A 16,858-nucleotide genomic window follows, 5' to 3' on the forward strand; every position below is an offset into this window, starting at 1 on the left:
TTTTCCCCCATTGTGTGGGGGTCGATAGGGTTACGGCGGTCATAGCGAAGGGGAAACACCCGGTCCCATCCCGAACCCGGAAGTTAAGCCCTTCAGCGCCGATGGTACTGCAACCGGGAGGTTGTGGGAGAGTAGGACGCCGCCGGACAATTATTAGCGTAGGGCCGTTCCCCCGGTTTTCGGGGGAACGGCCCTACGCTGCATTTCACGGGCATTTTCTGTCCGCTTTGCTCCACATAGCAAGGCCTCGGCCTTGCTATCCACAGGCCAGCGATCAAGCGTCGCGGAGTCGCGGTCGGTTCGGCACGCTGTCGGTGGAGGTGATGTCCGATGGGCCTGAATCGAAGCAGTCGGAGCAAGGAGAGCAATGCGGCCGCGGGGTTGGGCGTGCTCTCGACGAACGAGGTTCGGTTGGTCGGGCGATTGTCCGCGCCGGCAGAGGAGCGCACGCTGCCCAGCGAAGCGGTGATGTGCACGTTCATGGTGATCGTCGATCGTCTGGACAGTGAGCTGCGCTCACGCCAGCGGGTCGACGTGTTGAGTTGCATCGCCTGGAAGCCACGACTGCGGCGCCAGGTCCTGGCGTGGGCTGAGGGTGACGTGGTGGAGGTGCGTGGGGCTCTGCGGAAGCGATTCTTCCGCACGGCCGTGGGGTCGACCGGCTCGCGGGTGGAAGTGGAGGTCGGGTCCGCCCGTCGGATCCGACGCATGGCAGCATGACGGCGGTTGTCTTCTTTGAGAGGCGGTCCCATGGGACTGAAGACGTGCACGAGTCCGTTGAGCGATGCCTACGATCTCGCGATGCTCGATCTCGACGGTGTCGTCTATATCGGCGGCTCTGCGGTCCCGGGGGCCGCAGGCAGCATCGCCCGCGCTCGGGACGCTGGCATGCGGGTGGCTTTCGTGACGAACAATGCCGCTCGGCCACCACAGCAGGTGGCGGAGCACCTGCGGGAGTTGAAGATCGCTGTGGAGGCACACGACGTGGTGACCTCCGCGCAGGCGGCGGCCAGCGTGTTGCTTAAGCGCTTCGGTGCCGGTGCTCGGATCGCCACGCTTGGCGCGGAGGGTCTCGTTGAAGCGCTTGGCGATGCCGGTTTGGAGGTCGTGGCCGTCGATGCCGAGGCTGACGCCGCTGTCACCGGCTACGGGCCAGACGTGCGGTGGCGCGACATCATGCGCCTCGCGACCCGGATTCGCGGTGGCCTGCCGTGGGTGGCGACCAATACCGATGGGAGCATCCCTACGCCGTACGGAGAGGCGCCCGGGCATGGCGTCCTGGTCGAGACGATCGCTCGGTTCTCCGGGGTGGCGCCCGTGGTGGCCGGGAAGCCTGCACCCCCGCTGCTCGAGGAGACGATTCAGCGTGTTGGTGGCGAGCGTCCGCTCATGGTGGGGGACCGGCTGGACACGGATATCGAGGGCGGTAGGGCGGTTGGTGTCGACACCTTGTTGGTGATGACCGGAGTCACCGGGCTCGCGGAGCTTCTCGCCGCGACGCCGCAGACTCGGCCCTCGTACGTCGCTGCCGACCTCGGAGGGCTGCGCGAGACACATCGCGCGCCCGAGGTCGTTGCCGGGGAGGTGCGGGCCGGCGGCTGGGCGGCGACGGTCAACGACGGCGTCCTGGCCGTAGCAGGCGACGGCAGTGCCAGCGAGTGGTGGAGGGTGGTCGCCGTAGCAGGGTGGCGGCATCTGGACTCGGTCGGCGACCCGGTCGACGCTACCGGGGTGGTGGCTCCGACATCCTCGCAGCCTTCCGAAAGCGGTAACCTGCCCGCATGAGCGAGGCAGAGTTCGATCCCGCTGGCGGGTCCGGGCCCGTGCGCACCGGTGTGACGGCGGTCGACGAGGTTCTCGCCGCGGTCGATGACCTCTCCGATGCGCCCGTCGAGCAGCACGCGGCCGTGTTCGGCAGCGGGCACGACGCACTGCGTCGCGCGCTTGACGCGGATCCCGGGGCCTGAGCGGGCGTGCCTCGACGCCTACGACTGGACGCGGAGCTGGTCCGCCGCAAGCTCGCCCGCTCCCGTGAGCACGCCAGCGACCTGATCGCGGCAGGCAGGGTGACGGTGAGCGGTGCTCGCGCGACCAAGCCTGCCACCGGCGTGACGACCGATGTGGCGATCGTGGTCCGGGAGGATCCGGACGATCCCGAGTACGCCTCCCGCGGTGGCCACAAGCTCGCTGGCGCGCTGGAGGCGTTCGAAGGCCTCGGGCTCAGCGTCGCCGGCCGTCGCTGTCTCGATGCGGGTGCGTCCACCGGCGGATTCACCGACGTCCTGCTGCGCCGGGGTGCGCGCGAGGTGGTCGCTGTCGATGTCGGCTACGGCCAGCTGGTCTGGCGCCTGCAGCAGGATCCGAGGGTCGTGGTGCACGACCGGACGAACGTCCGCGAGCTGACGACGGAGCTGATCAGCGGACCGGTCGATGTCGTGGTCGGAGATCTGTCTTTCATCTCCCTGGTGCTCGTGCTCGACGCGCTCCTCGGCGTGACGGCCGCGGACGGCGACCTGGCCCTGATGGTCAAGCCTCAGTTCGAGGTCGGCAAGGACCGGGTCGGCCGTGGCGGGGTCGTCCGCGACCCAGGGTTGCGAGCGGAGGCGGTCAACGCCGTCGCCGCGGCTGCGGCGCGGCGTGGCTGGGGCGCGCGGGCGGTCACCACCAGCCCCCTGCCGGGACCCTCGGGGAACGTGGAGTACTTCCTGTGGTTGCGACGCGGCGACGCGACGATCAGCCCCGAGGAGATCGAGTTGGCCGTCCGCGCCAACGTCGGACTGTCGGTACCGGATGAGAAGGTGGATCCGTGAGCCCAGCCACGACGGAGTCCGAGCAGCCGCGCCGCGTCCTGATGTTGACCCACACGGGTCGCGATGAGGCGCGGCAGGTCGCGCTGGCCTGCTTCAAGGCCCTGATCTCGCACGGCATCGTGGTGCGGATGCTCGCCGAGGAGGTCGCCGAGCTCGGACTCGTGGTGGGAGCGCAGGACGGCCTCGAGGTGGTCGAGGGCAGCGACGCTGCCGGAGCTGACTGCGAGCTCGCTCTGGTCATCGGCGGCGACGGCACCATCCTGCGTGCGGTGGAGGTGACCCACGCCAGCCGTACGCCGGTGCTGGGCGTCAACCTCGGACACGTCGGCTTCCTGGCCGAGGCCGAGGTGGAGGACGTCGAGTCAACGATCGATGCGATCGTGGCGAAGCGCTACCACGCCGAGGAGCGCGTCACTTTGGACGTGCGCGTCTTCCACGGCCGAGACGAGATCTTCCGGACCTTCGCGCTCAACGAGGCCAGCGTGGAGAAGGCCGCCCGGGAGAGGATGCTCGAGGTGGTTGTCGAGATCGACGGCCGCCCGCTGTCCCGGTGGGGCTGTGATGGTGTCGTCTGTGCGACGCCCACCGGCTCGACCGCCTACAACTTCAGTGCAGGCGGCCCGGTCGTCTGGCCGGCCGTCGAGGCCCTGCTGATGGTGCCGATCAGTGCGCACGCGCTGTTCGCCCGTCCGCTGGTGGTCGCGCCGACCTCCGTGCTCGCGATCGAGATGATGGCGGGCGCCGCCGGCACCGGAGTGCTCTGGTGCGACGGTCGAAGGGCTGTCGATCTGCCCGTCGGGGCACGGATCGAGGTCACGCGTGGCGATGCGCCGGTGCGGCTGGTGCGACTGCACGAGGCGCCGTTCACGGACCGTCTCGTGGCGAAGTTCGGCCTGTCCGTCGAGGGCTGGCGCGGTGCCAGCGAGCGGCGTCGGAAGGGAAGTCTCTGATGCTTGAGGAGCTTCGGATCAGCTCGCTCGGTGTGATCGACTCCTCGACCATCGAGCTCGGGCCCGGCCTGACCGTCATCACCGGTGAGACGGGCGCAGGCAAGACCATGATCGTGACCGCGCTCGGCCTGCTGCTGGGCGGCCGCGCCGACGCGGGCGCCGTACGCAAGGGCGCCAAGATCGCTCGGGTGGAGGGCGTGGTCGACGCCCGGGCACTGCCCGACTTCGTGGCTGCCACAGACGAGGCCGGAGGTGAGGCCGAGGATGGCCGGGTCCTTCTGGCGCGCACCGTCGCGGCGGAGGGCCGCTCGCGTGCCTTCGCCGGTGGTGCGGCGGTGCCGATCTCCACCCTCGGTGAGCTGTCCGCCCCGCTGGTCGCGGTGCACGGCCAATCGGACCAGCACCGACTGCTCCAGCCACGAGCCCAACGCGAGGCGTTGGATCGCTTTGGCGGCGCGGCGGTCGACGAGCTGCTAAGCGGTTACACCGACCGTTACCGGCAGCTGGGGGCTGTGGAGGCGGAGCTGGAGGCCGTTCGCACCAGCGCGCGGGAGCGGGTTCGCGAGGCCGACCTACTCCGGTTCGGGCTCAACGAGATCGAGGCAGTCTCTCCAGCCGTAGGGGAGGACATCGCGTTGGCGGCCGAGGAGAGCAGACTCGGCTTCGCCGACACGCTGCGGACCGCCGCCGAGCAGGCTCGCGAGGCACTCTCCAGTGAGGAGGGCAGCCCCGACGCCCTCGGCGCCGCGTCCGCTGCTCGACGGCTGCTCGACAGCGTCCGCGAGCACGACAGTGAGGCTGCAGCACTCGCCGACCGGCTGGCGGAGCTGACCTACCTGCTCTCCGACCTGGCTGCTGACGTGGCCTCCTACGCCAGCGGGATCGACACCGACCCGGCCCGGCTGGCGGCCGTCTCCGAGCGGCGTGCGGCGCTGATCGGATTGACACGCAAGTATGGCGACACCATCGACGAGGTGCTCACCTGGTCCGAGCAGTCGGCGAGGCGACTGCTCGAGCTCGACGGAACCGACGAGCGGATCGCGGAGCTGGCCCAGCAGCGCGAGCAGCTGCGCGCCGAGCTCGCGGAGTCCGCCGATGCGCTGAGCCGGGCACGCAGCGCGGCCGCCGCGACGCTGGCCGAGGAGGTCACCGCAGAGCTCGGCCTGCTCTCGATGCCGCATGCTCGGCTCACCATCGACGTACGGCAGCACGAGGGCGGTGAGGCGGACGGTCGTGAGCCGCTGGACGTCGACGGACGACGTCTTCGATACGGCGCGTCCGGCGTGGACGAGGTCGAGCTGTTGCTCGCCGCCAACACCGGCTCGGAGCCGCGACCGCTCGGCAAGGGTGCCTCCGGTGGTGAGCTCTCCCGCGTGATGCTCGCGGTGGAGGTCGCTCTGGCCGGGACCAGCCCGGTGCCGACCTTCGTCTTCGACGAGGTGGACGCCGGGGTCGGTGGCGCCGCCGCTGTCGAGATCGGCCGCCGCCTCGCCCAGCTCGCCCGCGACTCCCAGGTGCTGGTGGTGACCCACCTGCCGCAGGTTGCGGCCTATGCCGACACCCACGTCGCGGTGCAGAAGTCCAGCGACGGCAGCGTCACTACGTCGGGGCTGAGCGTTCTCGACGATGCCGGTCGTGAGCGCGAGCTCTCCCGGATGCTGGCCGGCATGGCCGAGTCCGACACGGCACTGGCCCACGCCCGCGAGCTGCTCGCGGTGGCGCGTTCGGCACGCGGCGAGGGCTGACGCGGCGGGACGCTCGTTCCGACACACCCGACCGCCCGCGTCCGCCGCCCAGCGCTGGTCGGATGTGAGGATTGCCGGGCCATGAAGTTTCCCACCCGGACCGCCCCCGTCGCCCCCGCCGGCATCGTAGGAACCCTGCGCGCCGGCCGCCCGACCCGCTCCCTCCTGACGCGTCTGCGCGCGGGGGACATCGCCGTCATCGACCATGTCGACCTCGATCGCCCCACCGCCCAGCGGATGTTGGACGCCGGCGTCTCAGCGGTGCTCAATGCCCAGCCGATGACATCGGGCCGCTTCCCCAACCTCGGTCCGCAGCTGCTGATCGAAGCTGGGGTCCTGGTGATCGACGGGATCGGCGACGGTGGGTTCGCCACCCTCGCCGACGGTCGCACCGCCAGGGTCCACGATGGCACCGTCTACGACGGCGAGCAGCGGCTCACGTCCGGCCGGGTCGTCGATCTGGAGCTGGCGCAGGCGCAGATGACCGAGGCCCGCGCCGGGATGGCCACCCAGCTGCAGACGATCACTCACATCAGCACCGAGCTGATCCGGCGCGAGCAGGGCGTCCTGCTCCACGGCATCGGACTACCCGCTCTGTCAGCGCAGCTCGAAGGCCGCATCGTGCTGGTGGTGGCCGACGCGGCGGAGACACCCGAGCAGCTACGCCGGATGCGGGCGTTCCTGCGTGAGCAGCGGCCCACGGTCGTCGCGACCGCGCCGGCGCTCAAGGCGGTGCGTCAGGCGGGCCTGCGTGCCGACGTCGTCATCGTCGGCCCCGGCGAGGACCTGCCGGACGCGAAGGTGCTGCGTGCGGCCAAGGACGTCGTGCTGTGCGGCGCCTCCGCGGTCCACGACGACAGCCTCGCCCGGTTGGGTACGGCGCCGCACCGGATCGTGACCAGCCTCGGCTCGCGCGACATCGCCCTGCTGGTGGCGCAGTCCGCCGCACCGCGGGTGCTGGTGGCCGCTGGTCTGGGTGCGAGCCTGACCGACGTACTCGACCGTGATCGCGATGGCGCGGCCGGCTCCTACCTCGCCCGGCTCTCCGCCGGGCCGAAGGTCGTCGACGCCTCAGCGGTGCCGACGCTGTACTCCGGACGTGTCCGAGTGCGCCACGTCCTGCTGGCGCTGCTGATCTGCGTGCTGGTGGTGGCTGCGGCGATCGCCACGACCGATGTCGGGCACGACTGGTTGCACGACCTCCTCGACCAGATCGGGGTCAACCGATGATCCGCCGCGCCCTCGTGCCCCTGATCGGGATCTGCGCGGCCCTCGGCGTCGGCATCGCCCTCGGCGGTGGCCCGCTCAGCGACCGTGGTGACGCCTCGACGACGGCCTCGGCCGGCGCGCGGCGCGCCGACGCTGTGCTGGTGGCCCAGGCGAAGGCGGGGGACAAGCTTGCCGCCGCCACCGCCCCGACGTTGTACGCCGGCAAGCTCGCTCACCAGCAGGTCGCCATCGTCGCCATGCCGGGCGCACCGGCCGCGGTGATCGAGGCGCTGGCGGGCCAGGTCACGGCGGCAGGGGGAGTCGTCGCCAGCACCACGCAGGTGACCCGCTCCGCGATCGACCCGGACAGCAAGGCCATGGTCGACACGCTGGGCAGCCAGCTCGCCGGTCAGACGCACGGGTTGGTGGATGCCGTGCAACCGACGTACGTCCGATTCGGTCAGCTCGTCGGCTCCTCGATCGCCACCACGACGACGGCGGGGGCGCCGTCGGCCGACCAGGCGACCGCCCTGGCCACCCTGGCGGAGTCCAAGCTGATGGCGCTCAACGGCACCCAGACCGGAGCCCAGGCGGGCACCCGGGCGAGCGTGCAGAGCACCGCTCCGCTGGTCCTGCTGGTGCTCGGTGACCACGTCGACCCGACCATCCTGGCCGGTCTCGTGCAAGGTGCGGCGACGCGCGCCCACGGCGTGGTCGTCAGCGGCAGCACCGGTTCGGGGCTGCGCGGCGACCTCAAGCGACTGCGCGCGGTGAACCTCGGTGCCCAGGCCAAGGCCGTCGCGACCGTCGACGGGGACGAGCGCAACAGCGGTCAGGTCGCCACGATCCTCGCCCTCGTGCATCAGATTGCAGGCGGGGGCGGAGCCTACGGCGCGTCAGGAATCGATGGAGTGGCTCCACTCAGTTAGGATTAAGGTCCATGAAGTCGGGCACCGCCACCAAGCACGTTTTCGTCACCGGGGGCGTCGCCTCCTCTCTCGGGAAAGGCCTGACGGCTTCCAGCCTCGGCCGCCTTCTGCGCTCGCGCGGTCTCCGCGTCACGATGCAGAAGCTTGATCCCTATCTCAACGTCGATCCCGGAACGATGAACCCGTTCCAGCACGGCGAGGTGTTCGTCACCAACGACGGCGCCGAGACCGACCTGGACATCGGCCACTACGAACGCTTCCTCGACACCGACCTCTCCGGGCACGCGAACGTGACCACCGGTCAGGTCTACTCCAACGTGATCGCCAAGGAGCGCCGCGGCGACTACCTGGGCGAGACCGTGCAGGTCATCCCGCACATCACCAACGAGATCGTCGACCGGATCCTGGCGATGCACGGTCCCGAGGTCGACGTCTGCATCACCGAGATCGGTGGCACCGTCGGCGACATCGAGTCGCAGCCGTTCCTCGAGGCCGCGCGCCAGGTACGACAGCGGATCGGCCGCGACAACGTGTTCTTCGTGCACGTCTCGCTGGTGCCTTACATCGGGCCCTCCAAGGAGCTCAAGACCAAGCCGACCCAGCACTCGGTGATGGCGCTGCGCCAGATCGGCATTCAGCCCGACGCCATCGTGTGCCGCGCCGACCGCGAGCTCCCGCAGGGCATCAAGTCGAAGATCGCGCTGATGTGCGACGTCGACGAGCAGGCGGTCGTCACCGCCGCCGACGCTCCCTCGATCTATGACATCCCCAAGGTGTTGCACCGCGAGGGCCTGGACGCCTACGTCGTGCGCAAGCTCGACCTGCCGTTCCGCGATGTCGACTGGAGCATCTGGGACGACCTGCTCCGCCGGGTGCACCACCCCAAGGAGACCGTCACCATCGGCCTGGTCGGCAAGTACATCGACCTCCCCGACGCCTACCTCTCGGTCGCCGAGGCACTGCGTGCCGGAGGCTTCGCCAACGAGGCCAAGGTGGAGCTGCGCTGGATCCCCTCCGACCTCTGCGAGACGCCGGCCGGTGCGGCCAAGCACCTGGCCGACCTCGACGGCGTCTGCGTGCCGGGCGGCTTCGGCATCCGCGGTCTGGAGGGCAAGCTCGGCGCGTTGACCTACACCCGCATCCACGGAATCCCGACGCTGGGTCTGTGCCTGGGCCTGCAGTGCATGGTGATCGAGTACGCGCGTGAGGTGCTCGGCCTGGAGAAGGCCGGCTCGACCGAGTTCGACGCCGACACCCCGGAGCCAGTGATCGCCACCATGGCCGAGCAGGTCGCGTTCGTCGAGGGCGCCGGCGACCTCGGCGGCACCATGCGGCTGGGTCTCTATCCGGCGGCGCTCAAGAAGGGCTCCATCGCCGAGGAGGTGTACGGCGAGCCGCTCATCCAGGAGCGCCACCGTCACCGCTACGAGGTCAACAACACCTACCGGGAGCGCCTCGAGGAAGCCGGTCTGGTGTTCTCGGGCACGTCTCCTGACAACGAGCTGGTCGAGTTCGTCGAGCTGCCGCGGGAGACGCACCCCTACTACATCGCCACCCAGGCCCACCCCGAGTTGCGCTCGCGCCCGACCCGGCCGCACCCGCTGTTCAAGGGCCTGGTCGCCGCGGCGATCGCCCGGCAGAAGGAGCAGCGCTTCCCGATCGACGAGTCGAAGCTGCACCGCGAGCCCGAGCCGGAGGCTCCGGCGGAGGCCGACACCGTCGCCGTGGTCGACGCGGAGTAGCGGCGGATGTCGGAGGTGCGCGACCGCGCCGAGCGATGGCCCGTGATGTCCAGCACGGACCTCCATCGCGACGACTGGGTGATGGCCCTGCGCCGTGACACCATCCGCCGCCCGGGCAGCGAGGAGATCTTCACCCGGCTGGTGCTCGAGCACCCGGGTGCGGCGGTGATCATCGCGCTCGACGACGACGGGCGGGTGCTCTGCCTCAAGCAGTACCGGCACCCTGCCGGCATGCGGTTCGTGGAGCTGCCGGCAGGGCTGTTGGACGCCGACGGCGAGGAGCCGCTCGAGGTCGCACAGCGGGAGCTGCGCGAGGAGGCGTCCTTCGCGGCGGCCACCTGGCGTCCGTTGGCCGCGGCGTACTCCTCGCCGGGGATCATCGCCGAGCGCATCCACTACTTCCTGGCCACCGACCTGACGGCGGTGGACCGCGGCGACTTCGTGCTCCAGCACGAGGAGGCCGACATGGAGCTGTTGTGGGTGCCGTTCGAGGATCTGCTAGGCGCCGTGCTCGCCGGTGATGTCACCGACGCCCCGCTGATCATCGCCGTGCTGATGGTGCGGGCGCGGGGCCTCGCGTAACGCTGCGGCGCAGGGTATGACTGGATCATGACCAGGATCGGCGTACCGAAAGAAGTAAAGAACCACGAGTACCGGGTTGCGATCACCCCGGTCGGTGTCCACGAGCTCGTCGCCCACGGGCACGAGGTGGTCATCGAGCAAGGTGCGGGCCTCGGCTCCTCCATCCCCGACGAGGAGTACGTCGCGGCGGGTGCCCGGCTGCTCACCGACCCGGACGAGGTCTGGGGCAGCGCCGACCTGGTGCTGAAGGTCAAGGAGCCGGTCGCGGAGGAGTACCACCGTCTCCGGGAGGGGCTGACGCTGTTCACCTACCTGCACCTGGCCGCGGACAAGCCGCTGACCGAGGAGCTGTTGGCGCGCAAGGTCACCGGTATCGCCTACGAGACGGTGCAGCTGCCGTCGGGCGCGCTGCCGCTGCTCTACCCGATGTCGGAGGTCGCCGGTTGCCTGGCGCCGCAGGTCGGTGCCTACAACCTGTTGAAGGCGCAGGGTGGCCGCGGTGTTCTGATGGGCGGGGTCGGGGGTGTGGCCAACGCGAAGGTCGTCATCCTCGGGGCCGGCGTCTCGGGGCAGAACGCCGCGAACATCGCACTCGGGATGGGCGCGGACGTGACGCTGCTCGACACCGACCTGGACAAGCTGCGGATGTCGTTCTGGCGCTATGACAACCGGGTGCACGGGCTGGCCTCCTCCAAGCTCGCGGTCGAGGAGCAGGTCAAGCAGGCGGACCTGGTCATCGGGGCGGTGCTGATCCCCGGCGCTGCGGCACCGAAGCTGGTCACCAACGAGCTGGTCGCGCAGATGAAGCCCGGCTCGGTGCTGGTCGACATCGCGATCGACCAGGGTGGGTGTTTCGAGGACTCGCGGCCCACGACGCATGCCGACCCGACGTTCCAGGTCCACCAGTCGACGTTCTACTGTGTGGCCAACATGCCCGGCGCCGTACCGAACACCTCGACCTACGCCCTGACCAACTCGACCCTGCCCTACACGGTCGCGCTGGCGGACAAGGGCTGGCGCGAGGCGTGCAAGACCGACCGGAGCCTGGCGCTGGGACTCAACACCCACGCCGGCCTGCTCACGAACACACCCGTCGGCGAAGCCGTGGGCATCGATGCGGTCTCCTTGGAGAGCGTGCTGTCCTGACCGAGACCAGCATCGCCCCCAGCACCGCCGTCCGCACCTATCTCGACCACCTCTCCGTCGAGCGCGGTCTGGCCGACAACACCCTCGCCTCCTACCGTCGTGACCTGCGCCGTTATCTGGAGTTCCTGAGCGGCGCCGGCATCGACGATCTGGCAGGCGTCTCGGAGAGCACCGTGACCGACTTCCTGGTGCGGCTGCGCGAGGGTGACCCCGACCACCAACCGCTCTCGGCCACCTCGGCCGCGCGGACGGTGGTGGCGGTCCGGGGCTTCCACCGGTTCGCGCTCGCCGACGGGATGGTGATGCTCGACCCGGCCGGCGCGGTGCGGCCGCCGCGGCCCACCAAGCGGCTGCCCAAGGCGCTTCCGCTCTCGGACGTCGAGGCGATCCTGGAAGCAGCAGGTACACCCGAGACGCCGCTGACGCTTCGGGACCGAGCGCTGCTCGAGGTGCTCTACGGCACCGGCGCGCGGATCTCCGAGGCGGTCGGTCTCGCCATCGACGACCTGGACCTGCCGCCGGGGGAGCCCGGCGGCACGGTGCTGCTGCGCGGCAAGGGGGGCAAGGAGCGTTTGGTGCCGCTCGGCTCCTACGCCCGCCGCGCCGTGGAGGCCTATCTCAGCCGCTCGCGGCCGGGGCTGGTCACCTCGGCCGGCTCGGTGAATGTGGGCGGCGCGGTCTTCCTCAACGCCCGGGGCGGCCGGCTCTCGCGACAGTCGGCGTGGGCGGTGCTGGTACGGGCCGCTGAGCGGGCCGGTGTCACCAAGGACGTCTCGCCGCACACCTTGCGGCACTCTTTCGCCACCCACCTCCTGGACGGCGGCGCCGACGTACGCGTGGTGCAGGAGCTGCTGGGGCACGCGTCGGTGACCACGACGCAGATCTACACCCTCGTGACCGTCGACAACCTGCGTGAGGTCTTCGCGACCGCGCACCCGAGAGCCCGGTGAACGTGACCAAACAGTGGGTCCCCCCGGTCGGGGCCAGCCCCGACGACGTATACGAGGCCATCAGCCGGTACGCCACCGGCCGCGGGCTGGAGCTCTACCCGCACCAGGACGAGGCGATCATCGAGCTGCTGGGCGGCGCCAATGTCGTCCTGGCGACGCCGACCGGGTCCGGCAAGTCGCTGGTCGCCATCGGCGCCCACGCCGCCGCCCTGGCCAGCGACCGGGTCAGCTTCTACACCGCACCGATCAAGGCGCTGGTCAGCGAGAAGTTCTTCGACCTGTGCGAGGTCTTCGGCGCGGAGAACGTCGGCATGCTGACCGGCGACGCCTCGGTCAATGCCGATGCCCCGATCATCGCGTGCACCGCCGAGGTGCTGGCCAACATCGCGCTGCGTGAGGGCACCCGCGCCGACATCGGCCTGGTGATCATGGACGAGTTCCATTACTACGGCGAGCCCGACCGTGGCTGGGCCTGGCAGGTGCCGCTGCTGGAGCTGCCGCAGGCGCAGTTCCTGCTGATGTCGGCCACGCTCGGCGACACCCGTGAGCTGCGCGAGGACCTCACCCGTCGCAACGGACGTGAGTCGGTGCTGGTCGACCAGGCAGAGCGGCCGGTGCCGCTGAGCTTCACCTGGGCGATGACGCCGATGGCCGACACTCTGGAGGAGCTGGTCACCACCGGCCAGGCCCCGGTCTACGTCGTGCACTTCACCCAGGCGGCGGCGGTCGAGCACGCCACCTCGCTGCAGTCGGCCGGGTGGATCACGCCGCCCGACAAGGAGGAGCTGGCGAGGCGGCTGGCCGACGTACGGTTCGCTGCGGGGTTCGGCAAGACGCTGGGCAAGCTGTTGCGCAAGGGCATCGGCGTGCACCACGCCGGCATGCTGCCGCGCTACCGGCGGCTGGTGGAACAGCTGGCCCAGGCCGGCCTGCTCCGCGTCATCTGCGGCACCGACACCCTCGGCGTGGGCATCAACGTCCCGATCCGGACGGTGCTGTTCACGGGGCTGGCGAAGTTCGACGGCCGCCGGCAGCGGATCCTGCGCACGCGCGAGTTCCTGCAGATCGCCGGTCGGGCGGGCCGTGCCGGGTACGACACCGCCGGGTACGTCGTCGTACAGGCTCCCGAGCATGTCATCGAGAACGAGAAGGCCAAGGCCAAGGCGGTCGAGCGGCAGGCCGCGGGCAAGAAGAACTCCAAGGCACAGCTGAAGAAGCCGCCGGAGGGCACCGTCGTGTGGAACGAGGCGGCCTTCACCCGCCTGGTGGAGGGCCAGCCGGAGCCGCTGCAGAGCCGGATGAAGGTCGACAACGCGATGCTGCTCAACGTGGTGGCGCGCGAGGAGGACGCCTTCGCGGTGCTGCGTCGCCTGCTGGCCGATAACCACGAGTCGCGGCGTGAGCAGCTCCGGTTGGCTCGACGTGCGCTGCGGCTGGCGAGGTCACTGGTTCGGTCGGGGATCCTGACGCGGCTCGACGTGCCGGACCGGCTCGGTCGACGCTACGTCCTGACCGAGGACCTGCCGGCCGACTTCGCGCTCAACCAGCCGCTGGCGCACTTCGCGTTGGCGGCGCTGGACACCCTCGACCCGGAGTCGGTGGAGCACACCCTCGAGGTGCTCTCCACCATCGAGGCGGTGCTGGAGCCGCCGCGGCAGCTGCTGCTCGCGCAGCAGTACGCCGCTCGCGGCAAGGCCGTGGAGGAGATGAAGGCCGACGGGGTCGAGTACGAGGAGCGGATGGCGCTGCTCGAGGACATCACCTGGCCCAAGCCGCTGGCGGAGCGTCTCGAGGCGCTCTACGAGGTCTACCGGACCTCGCACCCGTGGCTGCCCGAGGACGCGCTCGACCCGAAGTCGGTGGTGAGAGAGATGTACGAGCAGGGGATGAGCTTCACCGACATCGTCGGCCGCTACCAGCTCGCCCGCTCCGAGGGACTGGTGCTGCGCTACCTCACCGACGCCTATCGCACGCTCTCGCACACCCTGCCTGCGGCGGTCGTCACGCCGGAGCTGGAGGACCTGATCGCCTGGCTGGGGGAGACAGTCCGCCAGACCGACTCCTCGCTGCTCGACGAGTGGGAAGCGCTCAACGACCCGGCGCACGTGCGGCCCGATGTGGCGCACCACGCGCCGCCGCCCCCGCCGCGCGCTCTCTCGCAGCAGGGCCGCGCCTTCGAGGTGATGGTCCGCAACGCGATGTGGGCTCGAGTCGATGCGGTCGCCCGCGACGACCTCGACGCACTGATGGCGATGGAGCGGGCCGCCGCCGATCGCACCGACCCACCGGCGGAGATCGTGATGAAGCGCTCGGTGTGGGACGAGGCGCTGGAGGAGTACTACACCGAGCACGGCTCGGTCGGCCTCGACGCGGACGCTCGGGGACCGAAGATGCTCGCCGCGCGGGACGAGGGCCGAATCCGCCACCTGACCCAGACGCTGGCAGATCCGGCCGGTCACCACGACTGGGTGATCGAGGCGGAGGTCGACCTGGACGCCACCGACGAGGTCGGCGAGCTGGTGCTGCGGACCATCGCCATGCGCCGGCTGTAGGTGTGCCGGAGGCCGGACTGGACGCGTACGGAGGCCCGACTCAACCCGGATAAATCCCCGAATCAACGCCACGAGGGGCGCCTCCACCATGGGAGACGCCCCTCGCGTGGGGTGCTGCTGAATCAGTACCGACGGGCCACCTTGTCGAGGTAGGTCCCGGTGACGGTGCCGACGCCTGTCACGTCGTCCCAGCCCCTGTTCACGTTGAGCGAGGAGTCCTGGTCGAACGTGCGGACGGTGTAGAGGAAGCCGTCGGCGTTGTTGTAACCGTTGGTGTAGTCCGAGCGGATGTTGCCCGCATCGGGCCCCTTCGAGGCCGGGTCGTAGAACGACGAGGTCGTCTTGGCCAGGCTGTAGATCAAGGGGTTGGCGAAGCCGAGCCGGCCGTGGGCGCGCTGCTGGGCGACGGCCTGGACCCCCGCGAGGAGCGGTGAGGCGAGGCTGGTGCCGCCGACGCGGTACTCGCCGTAGTGGACGCCGGCGGGCCCGAAGACGCTGGGCAGTGCGAAGTCCTGGGTCTCACCGATCAGCATGCCCGTGGTCGGATCCGCATCCATCGCGATGTCCGGCACGGCGCGGCCGCCCGTCGGGTTGTTCCGCACCACGCCGCGCTGGTAGAAGGGCTGGTCGAAGAGCTGGCTGAAGCCGCCTCCGGCGCCGTACAGCCAGGTCTTGGTGGTGGGGTCCCAGCTCTTGCCGTCTGCGGTCAGGGAGTACTTGTTGGTGCCCCAGCCGGTCTCGAACTGACGGGTGTTGGCCTTGGTCACGCCCAGGGCGGTGCCACCGACGGCGGTCACCCACGGGTCGCCCGCCGGGTAGTCGGGGTGGATGTAGCCGGCGTTGGCCAGCTCGTCCCCGTCGTCACCGGAGGAGAAGTAGAAGCCGATGCCCTGCACGGCGCCCTGCTGGAAGATCGACTGGTAGGCGTCGATCGTGGACTGGTCGAGGGTGAGGCACGGCGTGTCGGTGGTGCAGCCGTCGGCCGGGTCGTTCGCGATCACTGTCGGCTCGCCCCACGAGTTGGAGATCAGCGATGCCTTGTTGATCGAGACGATCTTCGACAGCGAGGCCAGCAGGTCGTCGTCGAAGCAGCTCGCTGCGCCGACGTACTGGATGTTCGCGCCGGTCGCCATGCCGTGCACGGCCTCGACGTCGAGCGCCTGCTCGCCGTACCAGCCGTTGCCGCCGCAGTCGCCGATCGGGTCGGGCGATGCGGTGGAGGCGCCCTCGGGGAAGCTCAGGTCACTGAACTGCCCGCGACGCAGGGCCGGGTCGCCGTGCCGGGTGGCGTACGTCGAGGCGTCCGCGGCCAGCGTCGAGGAGTCGAAGGCGTCCACGATCGCGACGGTCTGCCCGCTGCCGTCCTGCTTGTTGCCGACGCCGTAGGTGCCGCGCAGCTGCTTGGGCGTGTAGCCGCAGACCGCGTAGGGCAGTGTCTTGCCCTGGAACTTCGGCAGCGTGGTCGCGTCCTTCTGCCCGTAGTAGGAGGAGCACGGGGTGGCGTTGACGAAGCCCGCCGGTGCACCGAGATCCTGTGGCTGGCTCTGCGGCTGGACCGTGTGACCGGCCGGGGTGAGCCCGGTGATCGCGAGCACAGGTGTGGTCACCGAGTTGGGCACCGACAGCGTCGAGTCGGGTGCCTGGACGGTGCCGCCGTCGAACTTGTAGGTCGACATCGTGGTGCCGAACGCCTTGGAGACCTCGGCGGCGGTGCCGCTGACGGCCACGTAGTGGTTGTCCGATCCGACCGAGGTCACGCTGAGGCCGTCGCTGGTCAGCCAGCTCTTGACCTGGGCGACCTGGGCCTGCGTCGGTGCGAACTGAGCGACGTACTGGTCGTGGGTGAGGTACTTCCCGTAGCTGGCGCTGGTCGGATCGCTGACCGACTGCGCGAGCGCAGCGAGGTCGGAGCTGTTGTTGGCTCCGAGCCACACCTTCGCGGTCACCTTCTTCGAGGTGGCGACCGTGCCTGTCTTCTGGAACTTGGGGTTCGTCTGCCAGGCCGGACGGCTGCCGTGCAGATCGTGCCGGCCGCCTCCCTGTGCCGAAGCCGGTGACATGCCGACGGTGGCCAGGCCGACCGTACCGACGGCGATGATCGCCAGAACTCCCACCCGAGTGGTGCGCATGATTCTCCTGTCCGCGACACCGCCGAGATGCCGCATGGGCCTGATCTTCGTCCCGAGCGGCCTGCCTGACAAGAGCCAAGTTCGGTGAAGGCCGGGACGGCCTAGGCTTCGGAC

Annotated in this window: 14 protein-coding genes and 1 rRNA gene; 14 read left to right on the top strand and 1 reads right to left on the bottom strand. The window is 70.0% G+C overall.

What is annotated here, in order from left to right; all coding sequences use genetic code 11:
- Positions 1-31: 31 nt before the first annotated feature.
- The 14 genes from rrf (at position 32) to H036_RS0118165 (ending at position 14,615) form a co-directional block, all read left to right on the top strand.
- Positions 32-148: ribosomal RNA gene (gene rrf / locus H036_RS0118100) — 5S ribosomal RNA — on the top strand.
- Between the two features lie 182 nt (positions 149-330).
- Positions 331-720 (top strand): single-stranded DNA-binding protein, encoded by a 390-nt coding sequence (locus tag H036_RS0118105; protein WP_081615619.1) that lies wholly within the window; start codon positions 331-333, stop codon positions 718-720.
- Positions 721-801: 81 nt separating this feature from the next.
- Entirely contained in the window at positions 802-1,785 is a 984-nt protein-coding gene (locus tag H036_RS23590; RefSeq protein WP_017936222.1) for an HAD-IIA family hydrolase, read from the top strand.
- On the top strand, positions 1,782-1,967 hold the full coding sequence (locus tag H036_RS23595; RefSeq protein ID WP_036489179.1) for a hypothetical protein: 186 nt from the start codon (positions 1,782-1,784) through the stop codon (positions 1,965-1,967). The genes H036_RS23590 and H036_RS23595 overlap by 4 nt, the downstream gene beginning before the upstream one ends.
- A gap of 6 nt (positions 1,968-1,973) precedes the next feature.
- Positions 1,974-2,810, top strand: coding sequence for a TlyA family RNA methyltransferase (locus tag H036_RS23600; RefSeq protein WP_017936224.1), 837 nt, complete (start codon positions 1,974-1,976; stop codon positions 2,808-2,810).
- On the top strand, positions 2,807-3,760 hold the full coding sequence (locus H036_RS0118125) for an NAD kinase (RefSeq protein WP_017936225.1): 954 nt from the start codon (positions 2,807-2,809) through the stop codon (positions 3,758-3,760). The genes H036_RS23600 and H036_RS0118125 overlap by 4 nt, the downstream gene beginning before the upstream one ends.
- Positions 3,760-5,505 carry a DNA repair protein RecN gene (recN, locus tag H036_RS0118130; protein ID WP_017936226.1) on the top strand — a complete coding sequence of 582 codons (1,746 nt, stop codon included), beginning with the start codon at positions 3,760-3,762 and terminating at the stop codon, positions 5,503-5,505. Before H036_RS0118125 ends, recN begins: the two co-directional genes overlap by 1 nt.
- 81 nt (positions 5,506-5,586) lie before the next feature.
- The gene (gene steA / locus H036_RS23605) at positions 5,587-6,735 is read left to right on the top strand and encodes a putative cytokinetic ring protein SteA (RefSeq protein WP_017936227.1); all 1,149 of its coding nucleotides are present in this window, start codon (positions 5,587-5,589) and stop codon (positions 6,733-6,735) included.
- Positions 6,732-7,643: a copper transporter gene (locus H036_RS0118140; RefSeq protein WP_017936228.1), complete on the top strand. Its 912-nt coding sequence runs from the start codon at positions 6,732-6,734 to the stop codon at positions 7,641-7,643. Before steA ends, H036_RS0118140 begins: the two co-directional genes overlap by 4 nt.
- A gap of 11 nt (positions 7,644-7,654) precedes the next feature.
- Positions 7,655-9,385, top strand: a complete 1,731-nt coding sequence (locus tag H036_RS23610; RefSeq protein ID WP_017936229.1) for a CTP synthase — start codon at positions 7,655-7,657, stop codon at positions 9,383-9,385.
- A 6-nt stretch (positions 9,386-9,391) separates the two neighbouring features.
- Positions 9,392-9,967, top strand: a complete 576-nt coding sequence (locus H036_RS0118150) for an NUDIX domain-containing protein (RefSeq protein WP_017936230.1) — start codon at positions 9,392-9,394, stop codon at positions 9,965-9,967.
- Between the two features lie 27 nt (positions 9,968-9,994).
- Positions 9,995-11,113 (top strand): alanine dehydrogenase, encoded by a 1,119-nt coding sequence (ald, locus tag H036_RS0118155; protein WP_017936231.1) that lies wholly within the window; start codon positions 9,995-9,997, stop codon positions 11,111-11,113.
- Positions 11,110-12,063, top strand: a complete 954-nt coding sequence (gene xerD, locus H036_RS0118160; protein WP_026146154.1) for a site-specific tyrosine recombinase XerD — start codon at positions 11,110-11,112, stop codon at positions 12,061-12,063. The genes ald and xerD overlap by 4 nt, the downstream gene beginning before the upstream one ends.
- On the top strand, positions 12,060-14,615 hold the full coding sequence (locus tag H036_RS0118165) for a DEAD/DEAH box helicase (RefSeq protein WP_017936233.1): 2,556 nt from the start codon (positions 12,060-12,062) through the stop codon (positions 14,613-14,615). The genes xerD and H036_RS0118165 overlap by 4 nt, the downstream gene beginning before the upstream one ends.
- Positions 14,616-14,737: 122 nt before the next feature.
- Here the strand turns inward: H036_RS0118165 and H036_RS0118170 are convergent, their stop codons facing one another.
- Positions 14,738-16,744, bottom strand: coding sequence for a S53 family peptidase (locus H036_RS0118170; protein ID WP_017936234.1), 2,007 nt, complete (start codon positions 16,742-16,744; stop codon positions 14,738-14,740).
- Between the last annotated feature and the right edge of the window lie 114 nt (positions 16,745-16,858).

The sequence above is a fragment of the Nocardioides sp. Iso805N genome, assembly GCF_000364605.1.
Lineage (GTDB): Bacteria > Actinomycetota > Actinomycetes > Propionibacteriales > Nocardioidaceae > Nocardioides.

Coding starts and splice junctions, on each gene's coding strand:
- H036_RS23590 (WP_017936222.1), top strand. CDS start 802: ATGCTCGATCTCGACGGTGTCGTCTATATCGGCGGCTCTGCGGTCCCG.
- steA (WP_017936227.1), top strand. CDS start 5,587: ATGAAGTTTCCCACCCGGACCGCCCCCGTCGCCCCCGCCGGCATCGTA.
- H036_RS23610 (WP_017936229.1), top strand. CDS start 7,655: ATGAAGTCGGGCACCGCCACCAAGCACGTTTTCGTCACCGGGGGCGTC.
- ald (WP_017936231.1), top strand. CDS start 9,995: ATGACCAGGATCGGCGTACCGAAAGAAGTAAAGAACCACGAGTACCGG.
- H036_RS0118140 (WP_017936228.1), top strand. CDS start 6,732: ATGATCCGCCGCGCCCTCGTGCCCCTGATCGGGATCTGCGCGGCCCTC.
- H036_RS23595 (WP_036489179.1), top strand. CDS start 1,782: ATGAGCGAGGCAGAGTTCGATCCCGCTGGCGGGTCCGGGCCCGTGCGC.
- recN (WP_017936226.1), top strand. CDS start 3,760: ATGCTTGAGGAGCTTCGGATCAGCTCGCTCGGTGTGATCGACTCCTCG.
- H036_RS0118150 (WP_017936230.1), top strand. CDS start 9,392: ATGTCGGAGGTGCGCGACCGCGCCGAGCGATGGCCCGTGATGTCCAGC.
- H036_RS0118105 (WP_081615619.1), top strand. CDS start 331: ATGGGCCTGAATCGAAGCAGTCGGAGCAAGGAGAGCAATGCGGCCGCG.
- H036_RS0118170 (WP_017936234.1), bottom strand. CDS start 16,744: ATGCGCACCACTCGGGTGGGAGTTCTGGCGATCATCGCCGTCGGTACG.